This is a genomic window from Streptomyces sp. NBC_00328 (assembly GCF_036139655.1).
Classification (GTDB): Bacteria; Actinomycetota; Actinomycetes; order Streptomycetales; family Streptomycetaceae; genus Streptomyces.
In genome coordinates, this window is record NZ_CP108013.1 from 1,242,943 (window position 1) to 1,263,976 (window position 21,034).

14 protein-coding genes are annotated in these 21,034 nt (G+C 72.2%); 8 read left to right on the forward strand and 6 right to left on the reverse strand.

Annotated elements, in window-relative coordinates; genetic code table 11:
* Nucleotides 1-24 precede the first annotated feature (24 nt).
* Both OG485_RS05315 and OG485_RS05320 read right to left on the reverse strand, forming a co-directional pair.
* The gene (locus OG485_RS05315) at nucleotides 25-882 is read right to left on the reverse strand and encodes a GNAT family N-acetyltransferase (RefSeq protein WP_328664846.1); all 858 of its coding nucleotides are present in this window, start codon (nucleotides 880-882) and stop codon (nucleotides 25-27) included.
* 380 nt (nucleotides 883-1,262) lie between these two features.
* On the reverse strand, nucleotides 1,263-2,018 hold the full coding sequence (locus OG485_RS05320; RefSeq protein WP_328664847.1) for a chaplin: 756 nt from the start codon (nucleotides 2,016-2,018) through the stop codon (nucleotides 1,263-1,265).
* Nucleotides 2,019-2,280: 262 nt separating this feature from the next.
* Between OG485_RS05320 and OG485_RS05325 the strand changes: the two genes are divergently transcribed.
* From OG485_RS05325 to OG485_RS05345, 5 genes are all read left to right on the forward strand, one after another.
* Nucleotides 2,281-3,858, forward strand: a complete 1,578-nt coding sequence (locus tag OG485_RS05325) for an alpha/beta hydrolase (protein ID WP_328664848.1) — start codon at nucleotides 2,281-2,283, stop codon at nucleotides 3,856-3,858.
* Between the two features lie 92 nt (nucleotides 3,859-3,950).
* The gene (locus tag OG485_RS05330; RefSeq protein WP_328664849.1) at nucleotides 3,951-5,519 is read left to right on the forward strand and encodes an FMN-binding glutamate synthase family protein; all 1,569 of its coding nucleotides are present in this window, start codon (nucleotides 3,951-3,953) and stop codon (nucleotides 5,517-5,519) included.
* A 262-nt stretch (nucleotides 5,520-5,781) separates the two neighbouring features.
* The gene (locus OG485_RS05335) at nucleotides 5,782-6,795 is read left to right on the forward strand and encodes a Gfo/Idh/MocA family protein (protein WP_328664850.1); all 1,014 of its coding nucleotides are present in this window, start codon (nucleotides 5,782-5,784) and stop codon (nucleotides 6,793-6,795) included.
* 199 nt (nucleotides 6,796-6,994) lie between these two features.
* Complete coding sequence (locus OG485_RS05340; protein ID WP_328664851.1) at nucleotides 6,995-7,678, forward strand: TetR/AcrR family transcriptional regulator; 684 nt, start codon at nucleotides 6,995-6,997, stop codon at nucleotides 7,676-7,678.
* 282 nt (nucleotides 7,679-7,960) lie between these two features.
* Nucleotides 7,961-9,427, forward strand: a complete 1,467-nt coding sequence (locus OG485_RS05345; RefSeq protein ID WP_328664852.1) for a PP2C family protein-serine/threonine phosphatase — start codon at nucleotides 7,961-7,963, stop codon at nucleotides 9,425-9,427.
* Nucleotides 9,428-9,663: 236 nt separating this feature from the next.
* On the opposite strand, the gene OG485_RS05350 is transcribed toward OG485_RS05345, so the two are convergent.
* Both OG485_RS05350 and OG485_RS05355 read right to left on the reverse strand, forming a co-directional pair.
* Nucleotides 9,664-11,166 (reverse strand): DNA-binding protein NsdB, encoded by a 1,503-nt coding sequence (locus OG485_RS05350; RefSeq protein ID WP_328664853.1) that lies wholly within the window; start codon nucleotides 11,164-11,166, stop codon nucleotides 9,664-9,666.
* A gap of 59 nt (nucleotides 11,167-11,225) precedes the next feature.
* Nucleotides 11,226-11,399, reverse strand: a complete 174-nt coding sequence (locus tag OG485_RS05355; RefSeq protein ID WP_326789599.1) for a hypothetical protein — start codon at nucleotides 11,397-11,399, stop codon at nucleotides 11,226-11,228.
* On the opposite strand from OG485_RS05355, the gene OG485_RS05360 reads away from it, so the two are divergent.
* The 3 genes from OG485_RS05360 (at nucleotide 11,398) to OG485_RS05370 (ending at nucleotide 17,300) form a co-directional block, all read left to right on the forward strand.
* On the forward strand, nucleotides 11,398-12,537 hold the full coding sequence (locus tag OG485_RS05360) for an aminoglycoside phosphotransferase family protein (protein ID WP_328664854.1): 1,140 nt from the start codon (nucleotides 11,398-11,400) through the stop codon (nucleotides 12,535-12,537). The two genes, OG485_RS05355 and OG485_RS05360, sit on opposite strands and share 2 nt — an antisense overlap.
* Nucleotides 12,538-12,800: 263 nt before the next feature.
* The gene (locus OG485_RS05365) at nucleotides 12,801-14,771 is read left to right on the forward strand and encodes an N-acetylmuramoyl-L-alanine amidase (protein WP_328664855.1); all 1,971 of its coding nucleotides are present in this window, start codon (nucleotides 12,801-12,803) and stop codon (nucleotides 14,769-14,771) included.
* Between the two features lie 210 nt (nucleotides 14,772-14,981).
* Nucleotides 14,982-17,300, forward strand: coding sequence for a SpoIIE family protein phosphatase (locus OG485_RS05370; RefSeq protein ID WP_443048657.1), 2,319 nt, complete (start codon nucleotides 14,982-14,984; stop codon nucleotides 17,298-17,300).
* A gap of 31 nt (nucleotides 17,301-17,331) precedes the next feature.
* Here the strand turns inward: OG485_RS05370 and OG485_RS05375 are convergent, their stop codons facing one another.
* Both OG485_RS05375 and OG485_RS05380 read right to left on the reverse strand, forming a co-directional pair.
* Nucleotides 17,332-17,829, reverse strand: a complete 498-nt coding sequence (locus OG485_RS05375; RefSeq protein WP_326789595.1) for a hypothetical protein — start codon at nucleotides 17,827-17,829, stop codon at nucleotides 17,332-17,334.
* A 151-nt stretch (nucleotides 17,830-17,980) separates the two neighbouring features.
* On the reverse strand, nucleotides 17,981-20,872 hold the full coding sequence (locus tag OG485_RS05380) for an ATP-binding protein (protein WP_328664856.1): 2,892 nt from the start codon (nucleotides 20,870-20,872) through the stop codon (nucleotides 17,981-17,983).
* Nucleotides 20,873-21,034: the final 162 nt, after the last annotated feature.

A 21,034-nucleotide genomic window follows, 5' to 3' on the forward strand; every position in this document is an offset into this window, starting at 1 on the left:
CGGGCTAACCGGGTTCGTGCCGGGCTAACCGAGTTCCAGTGAGGTCACCCCGTGGACGCGTTCCCGCGCGAACGCCCTGACCGGCCCGGTGTACATGCGGGCCGTCTCGAAGGAGGGGGTCAGGCCGAGCTTCTCCACGAGGGCGACGGCCGCCGTGTTCGCCCGCGGCACGTCGACGGCGAGCGCGCTGCCGTCCGCGGCGGTGGCGAGCGCGGCGAACAGGGCGCGGGCGTCGTCGGCGGTGTCGGCGAACAGGGGGCCGATCCGCAGGGAGTCACGCGCCGGACGGATCACGGCGTACCCGCTCAGCCTGCCGGCGCCGTCGTGCCGGACGAAGGTGCGGTGCCCGGGGGCGGTCAGCCACGACTCCAGGAACACCGGCCGGTCGGCCGGACAGCAGGCGCTGTCGTACGCCGTGATCGCCGCGCGATCCGCCGGTCCGGCCGCCCGCACCCCCGACGGCTCCTCCCCCACGGGGGCCACACCGGTGAACCGGGCGGTCCGGTAGGCGAGTTCGAAACCCGACTTGCGGTAGTTGTCCTGCTGCGCGACCACGCCGTCGAGGCCGACCGTCCGGCCGCCCGCGTGGGCGAGGGCCGTCTCCCAGGTGGCCAGGCCGTATCCGTTCCCGCGCAGGTCGGGGCGTACGAGATAGAAGCCCAGGAAGGCGTAGTCGGCGCTGTAGTTGACCACCGAGACGGCCGAGACCGGCTCCCCGTCGACGCGTCCGATGAAGAAGCCCGCGGGATCCTGGGCGAAGAAGCTCGCGCTGTCGGACAGGCCGGGATTCCATCCCTCGTCCGCCGCCCAGCCGCCGACGACCTTCCAGTCGTCGAGGGTGGCCTGGCTGACGACGAGGCCGTCGGGTCCCGGTGAGGTCATGGGGCGCTCCAATGCGTACAGGTCGGGTGCGCGCCGGCGTTCAAGGCGCGCGGTGCGCCGGGCCGGTCGCTCGCGCAGCATCCTTCCCGATCTCCGTACCGATCGCAGCGACGAGCGCCGCACACGGGAGCGGATTCGGCCACTTCGGCGCCCACGGCCGGCACGGTGGGGCGCCATGCCACACGGACCTGGCGATGCCCCGGGCGGCCCGGGCCCGCGACAGCGATGACGACGCCGCTCCCCGAGACCCCAGGAACCCCAGGAACCCCCGTAACCCCACGAACCCCCAGCCGCCAGGACCCCGGACAGGAGGAGGCGGACAGCGAGGAAGCTCCACCGGTCACCCGTCCGATGGAGCCTCCGATCGTGAACGCCGCGGGTCAGCGCACCGCGGCCGGCCGGAACCGGCGGTACAGGACGGCACCGCCCAGCAGCATCGCCGCGCTCGCCGCGATGGCGGGCATCGCGGCGTCCGCGCCCGTGTGAGCGAGGGTGGCCACGGCCCCGCCGCGCGGCCGGACCCGCTCCGGCGCCGCGGTGACGGGAGTCCCGGCGGACGGGGTGGACGGCCTCGGGGCGGGTTTCACGGCGTGGTGCGCCCGCACGGGCTCGGCACCCGAGGTGTTGACCGATTCATTGCCGACGGCCGCGTTGCCAAGGCCGACCGCCGTCACCGAGTTTCCGCTGACGTTGACCGGAAGATCCACCGGGAGCTGAAGGCCGTTGCCCGAGAGCACACCCGGCGAATCCTCTCCGTGACCGTGCGCGACCGCGCCCCCACCGTCACGGCTGTCGGCGCCGTGGCCACCGGCCGTACCGCCCCGGCCGGCGGCGCCACCGTGTGCCCCGGCTCCCCCGTGCCGCCCGCCACCGGTCGCGGCGGCCCCGCCCCCGGCGCCCTGGTTGGCACAGCGGTTGCCCGCGGCGGGATTGAGCAGCCCGGCCACGTTCACCGTGTTCCCGCACAGGTTCACGGGGATGTGCACGGGGAGCTGGACGGTGTTGCCGGAGATCAGGCCGGGCGAGCCTGCCGCCGCGCCGTCCGCCGCGGAGTCGGCGTGCGCCGGCATGGCCGCGGCCAGCGCGCCCGAGGCGGCGGCCGCGGCGATCAAACCATTTCGGGTCACCCGTTTCATACGTTCACTGCCTTCCTGACACCAACGTGGGCACTCGCCCACAGTGCCAAGAACGCCTGCGGACCATCCGAGTTATGGCTCATCGGCCTTTCACCCCATCGAGCGTCACGCATTTCGAACAGCTTCCGCACCCCGGGGACGACCCGGCGCGGGGCGGGCGGCGACGGCCGGCCCCGCTCGCCCAGAGGCGTGCCACCGGGGCCGCGTCTATCGTGATCCGGGAGGTATCGCCGGTCCACCGCAGGCGACCCTGGAGGCAGGCATGCTGTCCGTGCACCAACGCTTCGCGGTCGTGGGAGCCGCCACCGCGACGCTGACCCTGCTGGCGGCGGGTCTGCCGACGGTGGCGACCGCCGACGAGGGGCCCGGCCTGTCCCGCTTCTACCGCCAGAAGGTCACGTGGGCGGCCTGCGAGGGCGACGGCATGCCCAAGGACCTCCAGTGCGGCAAGATAACCGTCCCCCTCGACTACGCGAGGCCGGGCCGCGGCACGCTGGACCTGGCACTGGCCCGCTACCGGGCGACGGGCCGTTCACGGGGGTCGGTGGTGCTGAACTTCGGCGGTCCCGGCGGTGCCGGCGTTCCCGGGCTCGCCGCGGCCGGCAAGGACTTCATGGGCCTGACCAACGGCTACGACGTGGTGACCTTCGACCCCCGCGGCGTCGGCCGTTCCTCGCCCGTGAGCTGCGGCGACGGTGTTGACGAGATCTTCGGGGCGACGGCCGCCGGCACCGACGTGCACGCGGCGCTCAAGGCGGTCAAGAAGGCCGCCGGCACCTGCGCCCGGCACTCGGGGGCCGTCCTCCCGCACATCGGCACGGTCAACGCCTCCCGGGACCTGGACGTGATGCGTCAGGCGCTCGGCGACAAGAAGCTCAACTACCTCGGCTTCTCCTACGGAACGCGGCTCGGCGCGGTGTACGCGGCCCAGTTCCCGAAGAAGACGGGACGGATGGTGCTCGACGGGGTCGACACGCTCACCGAGCCGCTCACCGAGCAGGGCCGCATAGGCGCGGAAGGCCAGCAGACCGCGCTCGACGACTTCGTCACATGGTGCGCGAAGAACATGGCCTGCCCGTTCGGACAGGACCGGCGCAGCGCGAGCGAACAGGTGGTCGAGCTCGTGAAGTCGCTCGACCGGGACCCGGTGCCGTCGGACTACGGCCAGGCGTTCTCCGGGCAGGACCTGGTGGGCGCGATCAGCCAGGCCCTCTACAGCAAGGAGATGTGGCCCGTCCTCGAACAGGCCCTCAGTCTGCTGGTCCAGGACGGTGACACCCACGGGCTCACCCAGCTCTCCGGCGGCGCCTCCCTGCCGGCCACCTCCACGCCCGTCCGGCAGGGGCCCCGGCAGAACGGCGGGCTCGTCGACGCCGAGGACGTCCCGCTCGACAACCTCCCGGCCGCCCTGATGGCCGTCAACTGCGCCGACGACCCCGACCGGCCCAGTGCCGGCCAGGTCGCCGAGCAGGTCGCCGGACTGCGTGCCGCCTACGAGGAGGCGTCGCCCGTCTTCGGCCGGTACCGGCTCGCCCAGGTGCTGATGTGCTACGGCCGCCCGAAGGGCACCGACTACATACGCGAGAAGGTCCGCGACGTACCCGCCTCGAAGATTCTGCTCGTCGGCACCCGCGGGGACCCGGCGACCCCCTACCGCTGGACCGTGGAGACCGCCAGGCGTCTGGGTTCCTCGGCCGTGGTGCTCGACAACAAGGGCGACGGGCACACCGGGTACGCGTCCTCGAAGTGCGTGCACCGCAAGGTCGACGACTTCCTGCTGTACGGGTCGCTGCCGGCCGGCGGCAGCTCGTGCGGTCCGCGGGACACGGACGGCTACTGACGGGCACCCCACCGGGTGAGCGTGACGGCCCGCGTGGGTGTCCCCGATCAGCGGCTTTCGCCTCCATGGGTTTGACTCCTGGTGTGCGCCGGATGCTCCCACTGCTGCTCGTCGCCCTCGGTGCGGCCGGGGCGCTGCTTCTGGCGGGCGCCGTCTCCGCGTGGTGGTGGTGCGCGGCGGGCCCGCTGCTGGCACTGACCGCGCTCGGCGGCCATGACCTGGCGCAGCGCCGCCACTCCGTGCGGCGCAACTATCCGCTGCTCGGCCGTCTGGGCTTCCCGCCGGAGGAGCGGCACCCGGAGCGCCGGCGGCATCTCGTGGGGCGCCGCGTCGACGGGCGGCCCTTCGACCGTGCGGTCCGCACCCTGGTGTACGAGCGGGCGAAGGGCGTCGAGGCCGAGGAGCCGTTCGGCACGGAGCGTGACGTGTACGGGGACGGCCATGAGTTCCTGGAGCCGTCGATGCGCCCGGTCGAGGTTCCGGACGAACCGCCCGTGGTCCGGGTGGGCGGCCCCGACTGCACCCAGCCCTATGACATGGCTCTGCTGAACGTCTCCGCGATGAGCTTCGGAGCCCTGTCCCCGAACGCCGTCCTGGCGCTCAACAGGGGTGCCGCGCTGGGGGGTTTCGCGCAGGACACCGGCGAGGGCGGTCTGTCGGACCATCACCTGCGCGGGGGCGGTGACCTCATCTGGGAGATCGGCACAGGGTACTTCGGCTGCCGTACCGCCGAAGGGGACTTCGAGGAGCGGGAGTTCAAGGACAAGGCCGCGCTGCCCGAGGTGAAGTGCGTGTCGCTGAAGCTCTCCCAGGGGGCGAAGCCGGGGTTCGGCGGGGTGCTGCCCGGGGCGAAGGTGAGCGCGGAGATCGCCCGGGCGCGCGGGGTGCCCGAGGGTGTCACCGTGGTGTCGCCTCCCTACCACCGGGTGTTCTCGACCCCGAGGGAGCTGGTGCGGTTCGTCGCCCGGATGCGCGAGCTGGCGGGCGGCAAGCCGACCGGCCTGAAGCTCTGTGTCGGCTCGCGGCGCCAGTTCCTGGCCGTCTGCAAGGCGATGCTCGCCGAGGGGGTGACACCCGACTTCGTCGTCGTGGACGGCTCGGAGGGCGGCACGGGTGCCGCGCCCCCGGAGTTCGCCGGCACCATCGGCACACCGCTGACCGAGGGTCTGATCACGGTGCACAACGCGCTGGTCGGCGCCGGGCTGCGCGACCGGGTCCGGATCGGTGCGAGCGGCAGGGTCGCGACCGGCTCGGACATCGTCAGACGCCTTCTCCAGGGCGCCGACTACACCAACGCCGCCCGCGCGATGATGTTCGCCGTCGGCTGCGTCCAGGCCCGGCGGTGCCACACGAACACCTGCCCGGCCGGTGTGACGACGCAGGATCCGCGCCGGTTCCGCGCGCTGGACGTGGCCGACAAGGCCGAGCGGGTGCGGCGCTACCAGCGGGCCACCGTGCACAGCGCGAGCCGGATCATGGCCGCGATGGGCGTGCGGGATCCGGGCGAACTCGCACCGCACCGGCTGCTGCGGCGCGTCGGACCGACGACGGTGAGGTCGTACGCGGAGCTCTACGAGTGGCTCGAGCCCGGGGTGCTGCTGGCCGAGCCGCCCTCGGCCTGGGCGGCGGACTGGGCCGCCGCCGATCCGGACTCCTTCTGAGCCGTCGAGCGGCCCGGCCTGCGCCGGCGGTCAGAAGTCCACGGGGCCCGCACGATGGGGCAGGTCATGCAGTGGCCGCCGCCCGCAGTCCAGACAGTCCCAGCACCGCGGCGACGACGACGCGGGTGCGATGAGCAATCAATTGCCCGGATTGTGCGACGAAAAGGCCGGCGTCAGGGTGCTGCGTCATCGATCTTCGCGGCCGACAATCGGATCACCGGGACGCAACGGCCCGGGCAGTCGTCGGAGAGGTGCGTACCGCGTGAGTGAGCTGTTGGGTGTGGCGGTACTGGGTGCCGGCCACATGGGAGCCGACCATGTACGCCGCTTGGATCAGGTGGTGAGCGGTGCAAGAGTCGTCGCTGTGGCGGATCCCGACACCGGTCGCGCCGAGGAGGCGGCGGCCGGCATCGACGGCGTGTCGGTCCACGCCGAGGCGGCGGCCGCGCTCGACGCGCCCGGGGTGGATGCCGTACTGGTCGCCTCCCCCGGCCCCGCGCACGAGGAGGCCCTGCTCGCGGCGTTCGCCCGGGGTCTTCCCGTGCTGTGCGAGAAGCCGCTGGTGCCGGAGTCGGCCGGGGCGCTGCGGGTCATGGAGGCGGAGGTACGACTAGGGCGGCGGCTGGCGCAGGTCGGGTTCATGCGCCGGTACGACGCCGAGTACCGGCGCCTCAAGTCCCTGCTGGACAGCGGCCGACTGGGCCGCCCGCTCATGCTGCACTGCACCCACCGCAATGTGTCCTCGCCGCCCGGCTTCACCTCGGCGATGCTGGTCAACAGTTCCGTCTCGCACGAGATCGACGTGGCGCGCTGGCTGCTGGGGCAGGAGCTCACGGCGGTGACCGTGCTGCGCCCCCGGTCGTCCTCGACCGCGCCCGAGGGGCTGATCGACCCTCAGTTCGTCCTGTTCGAGACGGCCGGCGGCGCCCTGGTCGACGTCGAGGTCTTCGTGAACTGCGGGTTCGGCTACCAGGTGGCGTGCGAGGCGGTGTGCGAGTCGGGGAGCGCCCGGATCGGGGACGAGCGCTCCCTGGCCGTCACGACGGCGGGCGGCAGACACGAGGAGGTGGCGCGGGACTATCTCGTGCGCTTCGCCGACGCCTACGACCGTGAGGTGCAGGCCTGGGTGGACGCCACCCGGGCGGGCCGGGTCACCGGACCCGGGGTCTGGGACGGGTACGCGGCGTCCGCCGTCGCCGAGGCGGGAGTCCGGGCGCTGGAGAGCGGCGGCCGGGTGACCGTCGAACTCGCCCCGCGCCCGGACCTCTACGCCTGACCGGGCCACCGGCGTGCGGTGGGCGTTGACGCCGCTGGTCTCGGAGTCGTAGACGTACCGTGCCACCCGGGGGCATATGCCAGTACGGACCCCGGCCATCGCGTATCGAGTACACGAGACTCTTACGTTACTGTCTGTCTCGTTCGTGATAGGCTCTAACCAACTTGGTTTCCGCACCCCGACACGAAGAGGCGACGACGTGGCCGCAGACACCCGGAGCGGGACCGGCCCGCGCGACCGGTTCCGCGCGCAGGTGCGCCAGGAGGTGAAGACGGCGGCGCTGCGCCAGCTCGCCGAGGGCGGCCCGGAGGCACTGTCGCTCAACGCGATCGCCAAGCAGCTGGGCATGACGGGCCCCGCGCTCTACCGCTACTTCGCCAACCGCGACAGCCTGTTGACCGACCTCGTCGTCGACGCCTACGGAGACCTGGCGTCGGCGCTCGCCCGGGCGACCGCCGAGGCCGGCCCGGCGGACCCGGCCGCCCGGCTGGCCGGACTGGTCCACGCCTACCGGGCCTGGGCACTGGCCGAGCCGCACCGCTACAGGCTGCTCTTCCGCGCGCCGCTCCAGGGCTACGACGCCCAGGCCGCGAGCCTGGTCGAGGCCTCGCAGCCGGCCATGACCGTACTCCTGGACGCGGTGAGCGCCCTGGCCGAGCCGGATCCGCACGTCCCGCGCGGCACGGCGGCGCAGTTCACCAAGTGGCGGGAGCGGCACGGCTTCGAGGACGTGCCGGAGGCGGTCGCCGCACGCTCCACGCTGCTGTGGGCCCATCTGCACGGCATCGTCGCCCTGGAGATCGAGGACAACTTCACGTCGATGGGCATCGACCCGTCCCCTCTCTACGAGGCCGAGGTGGCGGAGTTCGTACACTCACCCTGAACGGACTCCGAGCAGTCGCACAAACGCCCCTCGAACAGCAGAGTGAAAGCCTCGCGCAGGACCGCCTGCGACCGTCAAGTCGCGTACGGCGTCTACGACTTGACGCCGAACGACGACTACCTCATCGGGACCGGTCGCCCACTCCGGGAGGACTGCGGCATATACCAGAAGCATGACCGTATCGGGTGTTGCCAAATCCCTTACAGTGCGTCGCGGGCTGTGCGACAGTCGTCATGGTCCTTCCGTCGCCCAGGTCGTACCGTCCCCGCATCGGAGTACGTCATGCCACCCCATCTCTCTGCGGACCGCCCCGCCGCCCAGCCGCCCCGGCGCGGCACGGTCGACGCGCTCATCTCGCAGACGCGGCGCCTGCGCGGTGAGGTGGACGCCGTACGGCGTGAGGCACCCGCCGACGAAGAGGACGCGCAGGGACGCTGGCAGCGCGCGCTCTGCAATCTGGCACTGCATCAACTAAACGACCTGGACGCCCACTTGGCCCAACTGCGGGACGGACCGACGGAGCTGCCCGTCCCGCCCGAGGCCACCGCCGCCACCCGGACCGCGCCGGCCGCACCCCGGCAGGGCTCCCTGCTGAGCCGGGTCGGCAGCGCCGAGTGGAACCTGCTGACGGACGAGGCGAGCTGGTCCGGCGAGCTCTACCAGATCCTGGGCCGCGACGCCGCCGCTCCCCCGCTCACCCTCGACGAGCTGCCCTCACTGGTCCTCGACGAGGACCGGCCGATGCTGACGACGATGGTCACCGACTGCCTCATCGACGCCAAACCCATCGACGGGGAGTTCCGCATCGTGCGACCCGACGGCGGAGTGCGGACCGTGCACATGATGGGCGAGCCCGTGCTCGACGCCGACGGCAGCACCGCCTCGATGTGGGCCGTGCTGCGCGATGTCAGCGAGCTGCGCCGCAGCCAGCGGACGGTGGGCGAGACCCGGGAATCCCTCCAGCGCCAGCGGCACGTCGCACAGACCGAGCACCGACTCGCGGTCGAACTCCAGGAGGCCGTGCTGCCGCCCTGGCGCGGCTCCCTGCGTTTCCCGCGCCAGGGACCCCGGGCACTGGACGTGGCGGCCCACTATCTGCCGTCGTCGACCAGCGCGCTGATCGGCGGCAACTGGTACGACGCCCTCGAACTCCCCGACGGGGAAACCCTGTTGAGCGTCGGCGACCTCACCGGCCACGGAGTCGGCGTGACGTCGGGAATGGCGATGCTGCTCGGTGCCCTGCGCGGCATGGCGGTGGCGGGCACCCAGCCCGGTCAACTCCTCTCCTGGCTCAATCAGTTGCTCGACGCCACCGTTCAGCCCGCCCTGGGCAGCGCCGTGTGCTGCCGCTACCTCCCCGAGACCCGCACCCTCAGCTGGGCGCAGGCGGGACACCCCGCCCCGCTGCTGTACCGCGACGGGACGGGGCGCGCGCTGGCCGCACCGGACGGCGTCCTGCTCGGAGCCACCTCCGGCGCGGTCTACGGGCAGGCCGAGGAAACCCTCCGCGCGGGCGACCTGCTGCTCCTGCACACCGAGGGGCTGGTTCCCCGGCGATCAGGGGCCCCGCTCCCGGACGAAACCGAACGTCAGGGAGCGATGACGGCCGTCCAGAGGCTGCTCGGCCTGGCCCCCCGCTTCGGCGAGGCCCGTACGGCCCAGGACTGTATTCGGATGGTTGTCGAGGAATGCGGCGCGGCCGAGCGCGAGGACGACGCCTGCGTGCTCATCGCCCGGATCGGATCCTGACGCCGAGGACGACGAGGACGACGGGAACGCCTGGAACACCGCAGCCCGACGGCACCGGAGCCCAAGGAGACGGAGCCGGACGAGACCGAGCCGGACAAGACGGAGAGACGGCCGGGACCGGCATCTTCCCCTGACGGCGGCTGACGCCGTTGTCAACCGAGCCGCCACGGCGCGGCCGGCGCCGAACGCCCGCTCGCGCGGGAGACGTAGAGCACCCGGGCCCCCGCAGTCGGCGCCTAGACTCGCGCGCCGTCGCCGCGCCGGGGCTTGAGCGAACCCTTCGGCAGCGCGAGTTTGATCTCCTCACGCAGATCGCTGATCTTCGGATAGCTGGAGTACTGCCCGGTGAGCCGGTACATCTCACGCAGCCGGTCCCACGTGCGATGGGAGGAGTTGGCGCCCATCGACGTCAGCGCCAGTCGCGCGTAGCGGTCGGCCTGTTCGGGATCGTCTGCGATGAAGCAGGCCGAGGCGAGCGAGATGTGGTCGAAGATCTTCGACCGGTCCCGCCCCGACTCCCGCAGCTTCAGCGCCTCCTTGGCGTGACGCTGCGCGGTCGCCGCGGCGGCCGGCTCGTGCTCGGCGAGCGTGCGGTAGGCGAGTGCCTGCATGCCGTGCATGTCGGCCTCGTCGAACAACTGCATCCAGCTGGGAGGAGGGACGTCACCCCGGTCGGAGACGAACAGGTCCTCCGCCACACCCAGGGTGCGCCGCATGGCCTGCCCCTTGCCCAGGGACGCCTGTGCCCAGGCCTCGATGGTGTGGAGCATCGCCTGGGTGCGGGGCAGCACCTCGTCACCGGATCCGGACTTGGCGAGCTTCATGAGGTCGAGCGCGTCGTCCGGACGGCCCAGATGCACCATCTGACGGGCGGCCCGGGAGAGCGCCTCCCCCGCGCGGGGCCGGTCGCCTCCCTCGCGGGCCGCGTGGGCCGCGATGACGAAGTACTTCTGAGCCGTGGGCTCCAGGCCGACGTCGTGCGACATCCAGCCCGCGAGGACGGCGAGATTGGCGGCGACGCCCCACAGGCGTCGCTGGAGATGGTCGGGGTGCCGGTAGGAGAGCATGCCTCCCACTTCGTTGAGCTGGCCCACCACGGCCTTGCGTTGCAGCCCGCCACCGCGGGCCGCGTCCCAGGCCCGGAACACCTCGACGGAGCGCTCCAGTTCCTCGATCTCCTGCGACCCGATGGGGGCGGCCTCGTAGCGGTCGAACCCGGCGGGGTCGGCGTGCAGGGGGTCTTCGAACTTCGGAGCGTCGGCCGCGAGGGCCGGATCGTTGCGGAGCCAGTCGTGCATGGCAGGGCTGAGTGCGGATCCCGCGGCGAGCGCGGCACCCGCGCCCACCAAGCCGCGTCGGTTGAGCATGAGGTCCATTCCCGTGAATTCGGTGAGGACCGCGGCGGTTCGGTCGGGCGCCCACGGCACTCCGTCGGGATGTTCCGCACTCCCGGCGGCGCCTTGCCGTTTCCCCGCGCGCCCGTGCCGGACCAGACCGAGGTCCTCGATGGTCACGACACGGCCGAGACGCTCGGTGAACAGAGCAGCCAGCACCCGCGGCACCGGATCACGCGGGATCTCTCCCATGTCGATCCACCGCCGCACCCGCGAGGTGTCGGTCGCCAGCTGGGGGTGGCCCATGGCCGCCGCCTGCCGGTTGACCAGCCTCGCGAGTTCACCCTTGGACCAGCCGGCCAGGCCGAACAGGTCCGACAGACGAGTGTTGGGTTGTCCGTTCACGTCAAGCCCCCAGGTTCTCGGCTGATTTCGACAGTAACCGCCTGTCAGTTGCTGAGCGACTATTCGCCAGGGTTCGCCAGGGTGCGCCAGATGGTGTGCCAGTGGACGTCGGGTGTCAGGTAGGAACGCGCCACCCCGACCCGGTTGCCAGGGACATTCCCCAGGATGAACCAGGCGGCCGGGGCGGGCAGCGCGGCAACTCGCAGGCACACGAAGGGATCTGTTTCGCCCATGTACACAGCATCGTCCTCCGTGTCCGCTCCGCCCCGGTCGTTGCACCCCCGCCCGGTGGGCAGCGGCCCTTACCTCGACCCCGCACGTCAGGCGGCCCCCGTGCTCGGTGCCGGCCGGACGCGGCGCGTGCCGGGGCTCGGCACCCAACCGCTCAGCGGGAGACTCGACTTGTCCGGCCCTCAGGGCGCCCAGCTGCGCACGGCGATCGCGTCGGTGCACCGGATCTGTCCGGAGTTCGCTCCGGTCCAGGTGCTGCGCCGCAGCGGACGCTCCGTGCTCCTTGTCGGCACGACGGGACGCAGTACGGCCGTCGCCAAGTGCTTACTGGACCACTCCCCCGTCTGGGCCGAGCGGATCAGGCACGAAATAGCTGCATACCGTCTGTTCGTCCGGCACCGCCCGCCTGTTCGGGTGCCCCGGCTGATCGCGGCGGATCCGGACAACTGCACACTGGTGATCGAGCGCATGCCGGGCCGGGTCGCCGCGCTCCAGCGCCACCCGGTCGAGGCCCCGCCCCGAGCGGACATCCGCGCCGCGCTGAGCGCGATCTGCCGGCTGAACGCCTGGCGGCCGCCGGCCGGGACCTTCAACGCCCCGCTGGACTACGCGGAACGAATCTCCCGCTTCCACGAGCTGGGGCTGCTCACCGACCGGGACATGGGTGACCTGCAGAAGCTGGTGCACGGCATCGCGACGTCCTCCGGCCGCCAGGGCATGGGCCAGTTCTGCCACGGCGATGCCCTCCTGTCCAACATGCTTCTCTCCCCGGCCGGTCCAGTGCTGGTGGACTGGGAGCACGCGGGCTGGTATCTGCCGGGCTACGACCTGGCGACGCTGTGGGCTGTCCTCGGCGACGCTCCCGTGGCGCGCCGTCAGATCAGCCAGCTCGCGCAGTCGGCGGGCCCGACGGCTCGGGACGCCTTCCTGGTGAACCTGATGATCGTCCTGACCCGCGAGATCCGTACGTACGAGATGGCCGTGCAGCGTTCCCTGCACGACGCGGCCCCGGCGGCAGCGGGCCCCGCCCACCCGGCTGCTGCGCCGTCCGGCGAGGAACAGCGGCTGCTGCTGAGGCGGCTGCACGACGACTGCCAGCTGGCCCGCCGGGCCGTACGCGCGGCTGTCGGCACTCGCTGAAGGGGAAGGGAGGTCCGCGGTGACGCCGACACACCGGCGCACCGCGGACCTCCCTCATGCACGACCCGCCGTTCAGGGCAATGGTCCAGGCCACTGACGCCCCGCAGGCCGGGAGGCAGTCGCCACGAAACCCCGCTCACCCTACGTTGACATGGGAAATCGCCTCCTGCTGCGCATGATTGACGGATCGTCCGAGAGCCGATAGCACTGACGCGTTCGGCTCTCGCACGCCCCACCGCGCCCGACCGTCCCAGGAGGCTGCTTTGCACCGGTCCGTCACCGAACCCCAGGGCACCACCAGGCACAGACGCGCGCGCAGAACCGCAGGAGCCGTCGCCTCGGCGGCGCTGCTGCTGCCGCTGCTCGGCGCGGCCCCTTCGGGGTCGGCCGAGGAAGTGCCCACGACCCGGTTGCAGCAGGCTTTCGCCGCCGCGGCCGGCGAGTACCACGTTCCGCAGAGTGTGCTGCTCGCGGTTTCCTATCTCCAGTCCCGCTGGGACACGCACGACGGTGCTCCGAGCGTCACCGGCGGCTACGGCCCCATGCACCTGACCGACGCCCGGACGGCGATCGCCGCGACTCCGCATCACGGCGACGGCACGGAGGACGCCCGCGGCGACGGTTCGCGCCCCGCGCTCCTGCCTGACACGCGGGTGCCCGCGGAGTCCCGGCTCCCGGCCCGGCTCACCACGCTGACCAAGGCCGCCGGCCTCACCGGCCTGCCTGCGGAGCGGCTGCGCACCGACGCGGCGGCGAACGTCGCGGGCGGCGCGGCGCTCCTGGCCGCCGCGCAGCGGGACCTCGGCCAGCCCCTGAGCGACGACCCCTCCGACTGGTACGGAGCGGTGGCACGCTTCTCGGGAGCGGACGACAGCGGCACCGCCGCGGCCTACGCCGACGACGCGTACGACGTGATGCGCACCGGTGAGCGGCGCACCACGGACGCCGGCCAGCAGGTGACGCTCGCCGCCCGGCCCGGACTGAGCCCGGACACCGCGCAGCTGCGCCGTGCGGGACTGCGGACGGCCTCCGCCGACAACACCGAGTGCCCGAGGACCGTGTCCTGCGAGTGGATCCCCGCCCCGTACGAGGAGTTCGGCGAGGGCGACTACGGCAACCACGACCTGGGCGACCGGCCCGCGTCGCAGAGCATCAAGTACATCGTCATCCATGACACGGAAGGCACCTGGGACGGTGTGCTGAACCTCGTCCAGGACCCGACCTATGTGTCGTGGAACTACACCCTGCGCTCGACCGATGGGCACATCGCCCAGCATGTGAAGGCCAAGGACGTCGCCTGGCACGCGGGCAACTGGTACATCAACGCGAAGTCGATCGGCCTGGAGCACGAGGGCTTCCTGACCGCGCCCGACACCTGGTACACCGAGGAGATGTACCGGGCCTCCGCCCGTCTGGTGCGGTACCTCGCCCGGAAGTACGACATCCCGCTGGACCGGCAGCACATTCTCGGGCACGACAACGTACCGGGCCCCACCGCCTCCACCATCCCGGGGATGCACACGGACCCGGGCCCGTACTGGGACTGGCAGCACTACTTCACTCTCCTCGGGCACCCGTTCCACCCCGCGCTCGGCAAGGGCGGTGACCTGGTGACGGTCCTGCCCGACTTCGACGCGAACCAGCCGGTGTACACGGGCTGCGTCACCAAGGGCGAGCCCTGCGCCGCACACGGCTCCAGCGAGGTACGGCTGTACTCCCAGCCGGACGAGAACGCGCCACTGGTCCAGGACATCGGCCTGTACCCGAAGGGCGACGCCTCGACGACCGGGGTGAACGACGTCGCCTCGCGTGTCTCCACCGGACAGCGGTACGCGCTCGCCGGACGCGACGGCGACTGGACGGCGATCTGGTACCTGGGCCAGAAGGCCTGGTTCGAGAACCCGCGCAAGCAGCCGACCGCCGTGAGGGCGTCGGGGCCGGCCGTGACACCCAAGGCAGGCCTGGCGGAGATCCCCGTGTACGGCAGGGCGTACCCGGAGAAGGAGGCGTACCCGGCGGGCGTGCCCGTCCAGGCGGTCTCACCCCTGCCGTACAAGATCCTCGCCGGCCAGCGCTACGCGGCCGGCGACAAGGTGCCCGGCGAGTACTTCTACGCACCGACCTTCGACACCACACCGCACCGGGTCGTGATCGGTGCGGACATGTACTACGAGATCCAGTTCGGGCACCGGGTGCAGTTCGTGCGGGCGGCGGACGTGGACCTGGTTCCGTAGGGCGTCCGGCGGTCCGGTCCGGGCCCGTGCGGGGCGGGCCCGGCGTCCGGATCGCCGAAGACAATGACTGACACCGGCAACCGGCCAGGGAAAGCGCCGTCGAGGACAGGTTCGGCCGCGGTCGGGCCAGTTAACGACATGTAACGGCGTGGCCGCTCTCCGTGCGCTCTGATGGGCCGTTCACGGAACACGGGACACCCTGGGGCAGGCATGGGCAACTTCGTCAAAGAGACTTCAACGCGGCCGGCCGGTGCGGCGGTCCCCCAGCGATGCGAGTGCGGTGGGGAACCGCGCAACGACGCGCCGGCGGGGGCCGAGGAAAGGTTTCGGGGTCTGCTGGAGGCGGCGCCGGACGCCATGGTCATCGTCGACGACACCGGAACCATCAAACTCGTCAACGCCCAGACCGAAGCCCTCTTCGGCTACACCCGCGAGGAGCTTCTGGGCCACTCCGTGGAACTGCTCGTACCGGGGCGCTTCCGCGGCCACCACCACCGTCACCGCGACGGATACGCCGACAACCGGCAGGTCCGCCCGATGGGCGCGGGACTCGAACTCCACGGACTGCGCAAGAACGGCACCGAGTTCCCCGTCGAGATCAGTCTCAGCCCGCTGGAGACCACCGACGGGCTCCTCGTCTCCGCCGCCGTCCGCGACGTCAGCGACCGCAAGGCCGCTGAGGAAAGGTTTCGGGGTCTGCTGGAGGCGGCGCCGGACGCCATGGTCATCGTCGACGACACCGGAACCATCAAACTCGTCAACGCCCAGACCGAAGCCCTCTTCGGCTACCGGCGCGAGGAGCTTCTGGGTCACTCCGTGGAACTGCTCGTACCGGGGCGCTTCCGCGGCCACCACCACCGTCACCGCGACGGATACGCCGACAACCGGCAGGTCCGCCCGATGGGCGCGGGACTCGAACTCCACGGACTGCGCAAGAACGGCACCGAGTTCCCCGTCGAGATCAGTCTCAGCCCGCTGGAGACCACCGACGGGCTCCTCGTCTCCGCCGCCGTCCGCGACGTCAGCGAGCGCAAGCGCGCCGAGGCCCGGATCAACGAACTGGCCGGTCTCGTGGAGTCCTCGCAGGACGCGATCCTCGCCAAGACCCTGGACGGTCACATCACCTACTGGAACGCGGCGGCGCAGCGGCTGTACGGCTACTCGCGTGCCGAGGTGATGGGCAGGCACGTGTCCCTTCTCGCGACCACGGAACGGCGGAGCGAGATCGACCTGCTCCTCGACCGGCTGCGCAGCGGTGAGAAGGTCGAACACTTCGAGACCCTGCGGCTGACCCGCTCGGGCGCCCTGCTGGACGTGGACATCACGCTGTGGCCCACCCGTGACGCGGACGGCACGGTGATCGGCGCGTGCGCGATCGTCCGGGACATCAGCGACCGCAAGAAGGCCGAGGCGGAGCTGACCTTCCTCTACGAGCAGCAGCGGCACATCGCCCTGACCCTCCAGCGCAGCCTCATGGGCACCCCGCCCGCCATCCCCGGTCTGACCACCGCGAGCCGCTACCGGCCCGCCACGCAGGGAGCGGGCGTGGGCGGGGACTGGTTCGACCTGATCCCGCTGGGAGCCGGCCGGGTCGGGGTGCTGATCGGCGATGTGATGGGCCGCGGTCTGGAGGCCGCCGCCGTGATGGGCCAACTGCGGTCGGCCGCGCACGCCCTGGCCAAGACCGGTATGCAGCCTCGCCAGTTGATGCAGGCGCTGGAGGCCGTCGTCGGTGATCTGGACGTGCCCGACCAGTTGGTGACCTGCTGCTATCTGGTCATCTCCGCCGACGCGGGCGAGGTGACGGTCTGCTCGGCCGGGCATCTGCCGACCCTGGTGGCCACGCCCGGCGTCGGCGCCCGGCCGCTTCCCGCGCCGGTGAACGCGCCGCTCGGTGTCGGTGACATCCTCTATGAGCAGGCGACGTCGGTGATCCCGCCCGGGGCGACCCTCGTCCTGTACACCGACGGTCTCATCGAGACGCCCGGCAGCGACATCGAGGACCAGCTCACCGAGCTCACCACGACTCTCACGGACCTGTTCGTCGCCGCGCCGGATCTGGAGGACGCCGCCGACCACGTGCTGTCCGCCCTGCTGCCGGACACCGACGGGCACAACGACGACGTCACGCTGCTGCTCACCCGGCTGCCCCAGGGGCCCCTGGCCACCGTCGACACCGACCTGCCCGCGGTACCCGAGTCGGTCCCGGAGGGCCGCGCCTTCCTCAGCAAGGCGCTGACCGCCTGGGACTGCGCTCGCGCGGCGGACGACGCCCGGCTGCTGCTCTCCGAGATCCTCACCAACGCCGTGCAGCACGCGCAGGGGCCCATCGGTCTGCATCTGTGCCGCAGCGCGACCGACCTGACCGTGGAGATCAGCGATCGCAGCCCTCATCTGCCGCAGCCCCGGACGGCCGGCGAGGGCGAGGAGTCGGGACGGGGTCTGATCCTGGTCCGCGCGCTCGCCGACAACTGGGGTGTGCGTCCCACCGACGCGGGCAAGACCACCTGGTTCACCCTCAAACTGTGACGCCGGGTGGGCTGTCAGGCCGCGTCGGGCCTCAGCCCTGCTGGAAGAGTTCCGCCGGGAGCGGCTTCAGGAGCGCGTACAGGTCGTCCGTGATCGGACGGTCCCAGGCGGCGATGGTCACCAGGACGTTGTCGCTGCGGTCGAACTGGACGCAGGAGATACGGGTCTCGGAGAGCTTCAGCCTGCGCACGATCAGAAGGTTGTCGCCCTGCATCACCGGCATGTCCTCGGTCCCGGTGACGGTGACCTCTTCGTTGTTCTCCAGCGCGATGAGGAGCTGGGCCACCTCGAAGGGGACCTCGTTCTCGGCGACGTCCCGGGCCTGGGAGCCCTCGGGCAGATTGCCGATGATCATCGCGGGACCGCGGCCGCCGAACAGGTCGTAGCGCAGGAAGACGCCCTGGCAGCTGCCGTCGGGGGCGGGCAGCAGGCCCGCACCGAGATTGCCGGGCCAGTCGCCCGGATCCATGGCCAGAACATCGAACTCGGGCCCGGCGGGCGTGGCACTGCGGCGGCGGAGGAAGGACATGCCGCAATGGTACGTGCACGGCCGCGTACCGGGCCCACGGGAGCTGTGCGTACCGGTCCCACGGAAGCTGTGCGCACCCGGCCCGCGGGTGCTGTTCCTACCGGGCTCATGGCAGCTGCGCGTGTGGGGGGAGGAGGACGGACCGGCCGCGTCAGGACGTGGCCTGGTCCCCCAGGGCCGCCCCGAGTCCCCTGCGGTCGGTGCCGACCTTGCGGTAGACCGCCGACAGGAGCCGGGTCACGGCGTGCTCGTCGATGTGCAGTTCCTCGGCTATCTGGGCCGGGGTCCGGTCCCGTGCGGCGAGCGCGGCGGCGGTGCGCTCACGGGCGGTGAGGGTGTCCGTCTCGGTGCTGTGCAGACGGCGCGGCCGCAGCCCCGCCGAGGCCAGCTCGTCCCGGGCGTCCTCGATCAGTCCGTCGGCACCGCACTGGACCGCCGCGTCGAGGCCGCGGTAGAGGTGCTCGGCGGCTTCCCTGGGGCGTCCGGACCGGCGCAGCTCGGTGCCCAGGGCGACCAGCGAGCAGGCCAGTTCGTAGGCGGCCGGGGAACGCTCCAGATGACCGACGGACTCCTCGAGGAGCTGGACGCGGGCCGGGCCGGGCGAGACCTCGGCGGCGACACGCAGAGCCTGGCCGATCGTGGAGGGGGCGCCGTACTGGCGGGCGCGGTTCACCGCTTCGAGTGCCGTGTCGACGGCGCGCTCCGGGGCGTCGTGGCTCTCGGCGCGGGCGAGGTGAAGCTGCCAGGGGCACCAGGCGGGGTTGCGCATGCCGCGCCGGTCGAGCCGGCGGCCGGCGGACGCGAGCTCGTCGGCGGCGTCCTTGGTGAGGCCACGGGCGAGCAGGAGTTCGCCGTACACGGTCTGGGCGTCGGGGAAGGTCACGGCGGCCGAGAAGGGTGCGTGGAAGGCGTAGGCCTCGCCGGTGCGCGCGGCCTCCTCGACCTGGCCCCGGGCGAGCAGGACCTGGATGAGGGTGCCCACCGCGTACCAGTGGACGGGTGTACCGGGACCGACGCGTTCGGCGAGCCTGAGCCCCGCGCGGACGAAATCCTCGGCCTCGGCGAGACGGCCGCGGCGGAAGCGGACGTATCCGAGGATCGTGTAGCCGAAGGAGAGGTGGGCGCCGTGCCAGCCCTGGGATTCGAAGTCGGCGATCCCGGTGGCGAAGAGTTCTTCGGTCCGGCCCGGCCGGTCGGCGTACATGAAGGTCATGGCGACCAGGACCGGGACCTCGAAGCCGCGGTCGGCCTCGGCCCAGCCGAGGCCGCCGGCCAGGGCGCGCTCGGCGTGGTGGAGGGCGACGGGGGCGGGTTCGCCGCGCAGGGTGGCGTCCCAGGCGCGGAGCCCGATGACATAGCGCTCGGTGAGGTCGTGGCCGGTGAGCCGGTCGGCGAGGCGGGCCAGCCGTCGGGAGCGGGCGGGCGAGTCGGGTTCGTCGGCGCGGAAGGCGTCCCACATGAACTGCTCGGACTGCATGCGCAGGCGTACCCGGGCGTCGCCGGTGACGGGGATCTCGCGGGCGAGGGTCTCGGAGGCCTCGGCGAGGCGGTCGCTGTGGGCGAGCACCTGGGAGAGGCGGTAGACGATGTTGTGGCGCAGATCGGGGTCGGTGATCGGTTCCTCGAGGGCCGCGCGCAGATGGTTGACCGTGGTTCCCGGCTCGGTGAGCAGGGACGCGCAGCCCAGTTCGTACAGGACGGCGGCACGGTCCTTGAAGGGCGGCGGTTCGCGCAGGGCGCGCGCCAGATAGCGGCGGGCGGCGTCCGGGGCGCCGGCGCGCTGGGTCTCGCGGGCGGCGGCGCGCAGTTGCTGGACGATCAAGGTGTCGCCGTCGGGGTGGGTCTCCATGAGGTGGCGGGCGGCGGCGGCCGGGCCGAGGCCTTCGTCGATCACGCACCAGGCGGCCTGGCCGTGCAGGGCGACGCGGACGCTTCCGGGGATGTCCCGGTAGACGGCGGTGGCGATCAGCGGGTGGACGAATTCGAGGGGGTCGGCGCCGGTCAGGATGCGGGCGGTGCGCAGGGCGTCCGCGGCGTCGGCGGCCTCCTCGGAGCCGAGGCCCGCGACGGCCGCGGCGAGCGTCGGGTGGATCTCGGTGCCGAGCACGGCGCAGGCCCAGGCGAAGCGGACGGTCGCGGTGCCGAGGCGTTCGAGGCGGGCGACGATGCCACTGCCCTTGACGGCGGCGGCGAGGTCGCGCAGGAGGTGCGCTCCGTCCTCGGTCGGGGTCAGCCCGCGGTCACGGACCTTGGCGGTCAGCTCGACGGCCTCGAAGGGGTTGCCCGCGGTGACGGCCCAGCACTCGCGGCAGAACGCGTCGTCGGCCTGGGTGCCGAGGTCTTCGCGGACGAGCCGGGCGACGGCCGCCGCGCTGAGCGGTTCGAGGCCTATGGGGCGCTGTCCGGCACGACCGGGCAGTCCCCTGAACGCCTCGGCGTGTTCGGGGAGTTCGTCGGGGCGGTAGGCGACGACGAGCAGCAGCGGGAGTTGCTCGGCGCGGGGCGCGAACGCGGCCAGCCAGCTGAGCGATTCGGCGTCGGCCCAGTGCGCGTCGTCCAGGAGGAGCACCATGGGGGCGCGTTGTACGGCGAGGTGGGTGAGCACCCAGTCGAGTCCGGCACGCAGGCCCTGCTGGTCGGGCGGGGCGCCCTCGGACGGCGCGCAGAGGCCGAGCGCGGGGCCGACGATGGCGTACCAACTCCCCAGGGAGGCACGGAGTTCGGCCTCGGTGAATCCGGCGAGCTGCGGTTGCAGGAGCTGTCGGGCGACGTGGAAGGCGACGCGCTGTTCCTGTTCTCCGCCGCGCGCGCTCAGCACGGTGCAGCCCTTGGCCGCGGCGCGCCTGCGGACCTCGCCGAGGAGGGTCGTCTTGCCGATCCCGGCACGTCCGGCGAAGGCGAGGAGCGCGCCGCGGGGGCGGCCGGGCGGCTCGCCGGGTTCCCGGCGCAGGCCGACGAGGTCGCTCAACGCCTCGTCTGCGGCCGAGAGTTCACTCTCACGCTCGAAGAGCGTCCGACGGCTGCGAAGGCTGCGTTGCCCCATGATCACCCCCTGCCACGATCACGCGTCCGCGCGGGGATGCGGATGCGCACCGTGACCTCCAGGCACCTCAGCGTACGCCCCGATCATCCACGGGGCAGCCCGTTCGGACGCTCCTGGTCAGAACCTCGTGAGCGACGGCGGAGCCGTGGGAGGACCGGCCGG

What these genes read in the sequence shown, in the direction of transcription:
- OG485_RS05315 (WP_328664846.1), bottom strand. Translation starts at nt 882, where the DNA reads ATGACCTCACCGGGACCCGACGGCCTCGTCGTCAGCCAGGCCACCCTC.
- OG485_RS05320 (WP_328664847.1), bottom strand. Translation starts at nt 2,018, where the DNA reads ATGAAACGGGTGACCCGAAATGGTTTGATCGCCGCGGCCGCCGCCTCG.
- OG485_RS05325 (WP_328664848.1), top strand. Translation starts at nt 2,281, where the DNA reads ATGCTGTCCGTGCACCAACGCTTCGCGGTCGTGGGAGCCGCCACCGCG.
- OG485_RS05330 (WP_328664849.1), top strand. Translation starts at nt 3,951, where the DNA reads ATGCTCCCACTGCTGCTCGTCGCCCTCGGTGCGGCCGGGGCGCTGCTT.
- OG485_RS05345 (WP_328664852.1), top strand. Translation starts at nt 7,961, where the DNA reads ATGCCACCCCATCTCTCTGCGGACCGCCCCGCCGCCCAGCCGCCCCGG.
- OG485_RS05360 (WP_328664854.1), top strand. Translation starts at nt 11,398, where the DNA reads ATGTACACAGCATCGTCCTCCGTGTCCGCTCCGCCCCGGTCGTTGCAC.
- OG485_RS05355 (WP_326789599.1), bottom strand. Translation starts at nt 11,399, where the DNA reads ATGGGCGAAACAGATCCCTTCGTGTGCCTGCGAGTTGCCGCGCTGCCC.
- OG485_RS05370 (WP_443048657.1), top strand. Translation starts at nt 14,982, where the DNA reads ATGGGCAACTTCGTCAAAGAGACTTCAACGCGGCCGGCCGGTGCGGCG.
- OG485_RS05375 (WP_326789595.1), bottom strand. Translation starts at nt 17,829, where the DNA reads ATGTCCTTCCTCCGCCGCCGCAGTGCCACGCCCGCCGGGCCCGAGTTC.
- OG485_RS05380 (WP_328664856.1), bottom strand. Translation starts at nt 20,872, where the DNA reads ATGGGGCAACGCAGCCTTCGCAGCCGTCGGACGCTCTTCGAGCGTGAG.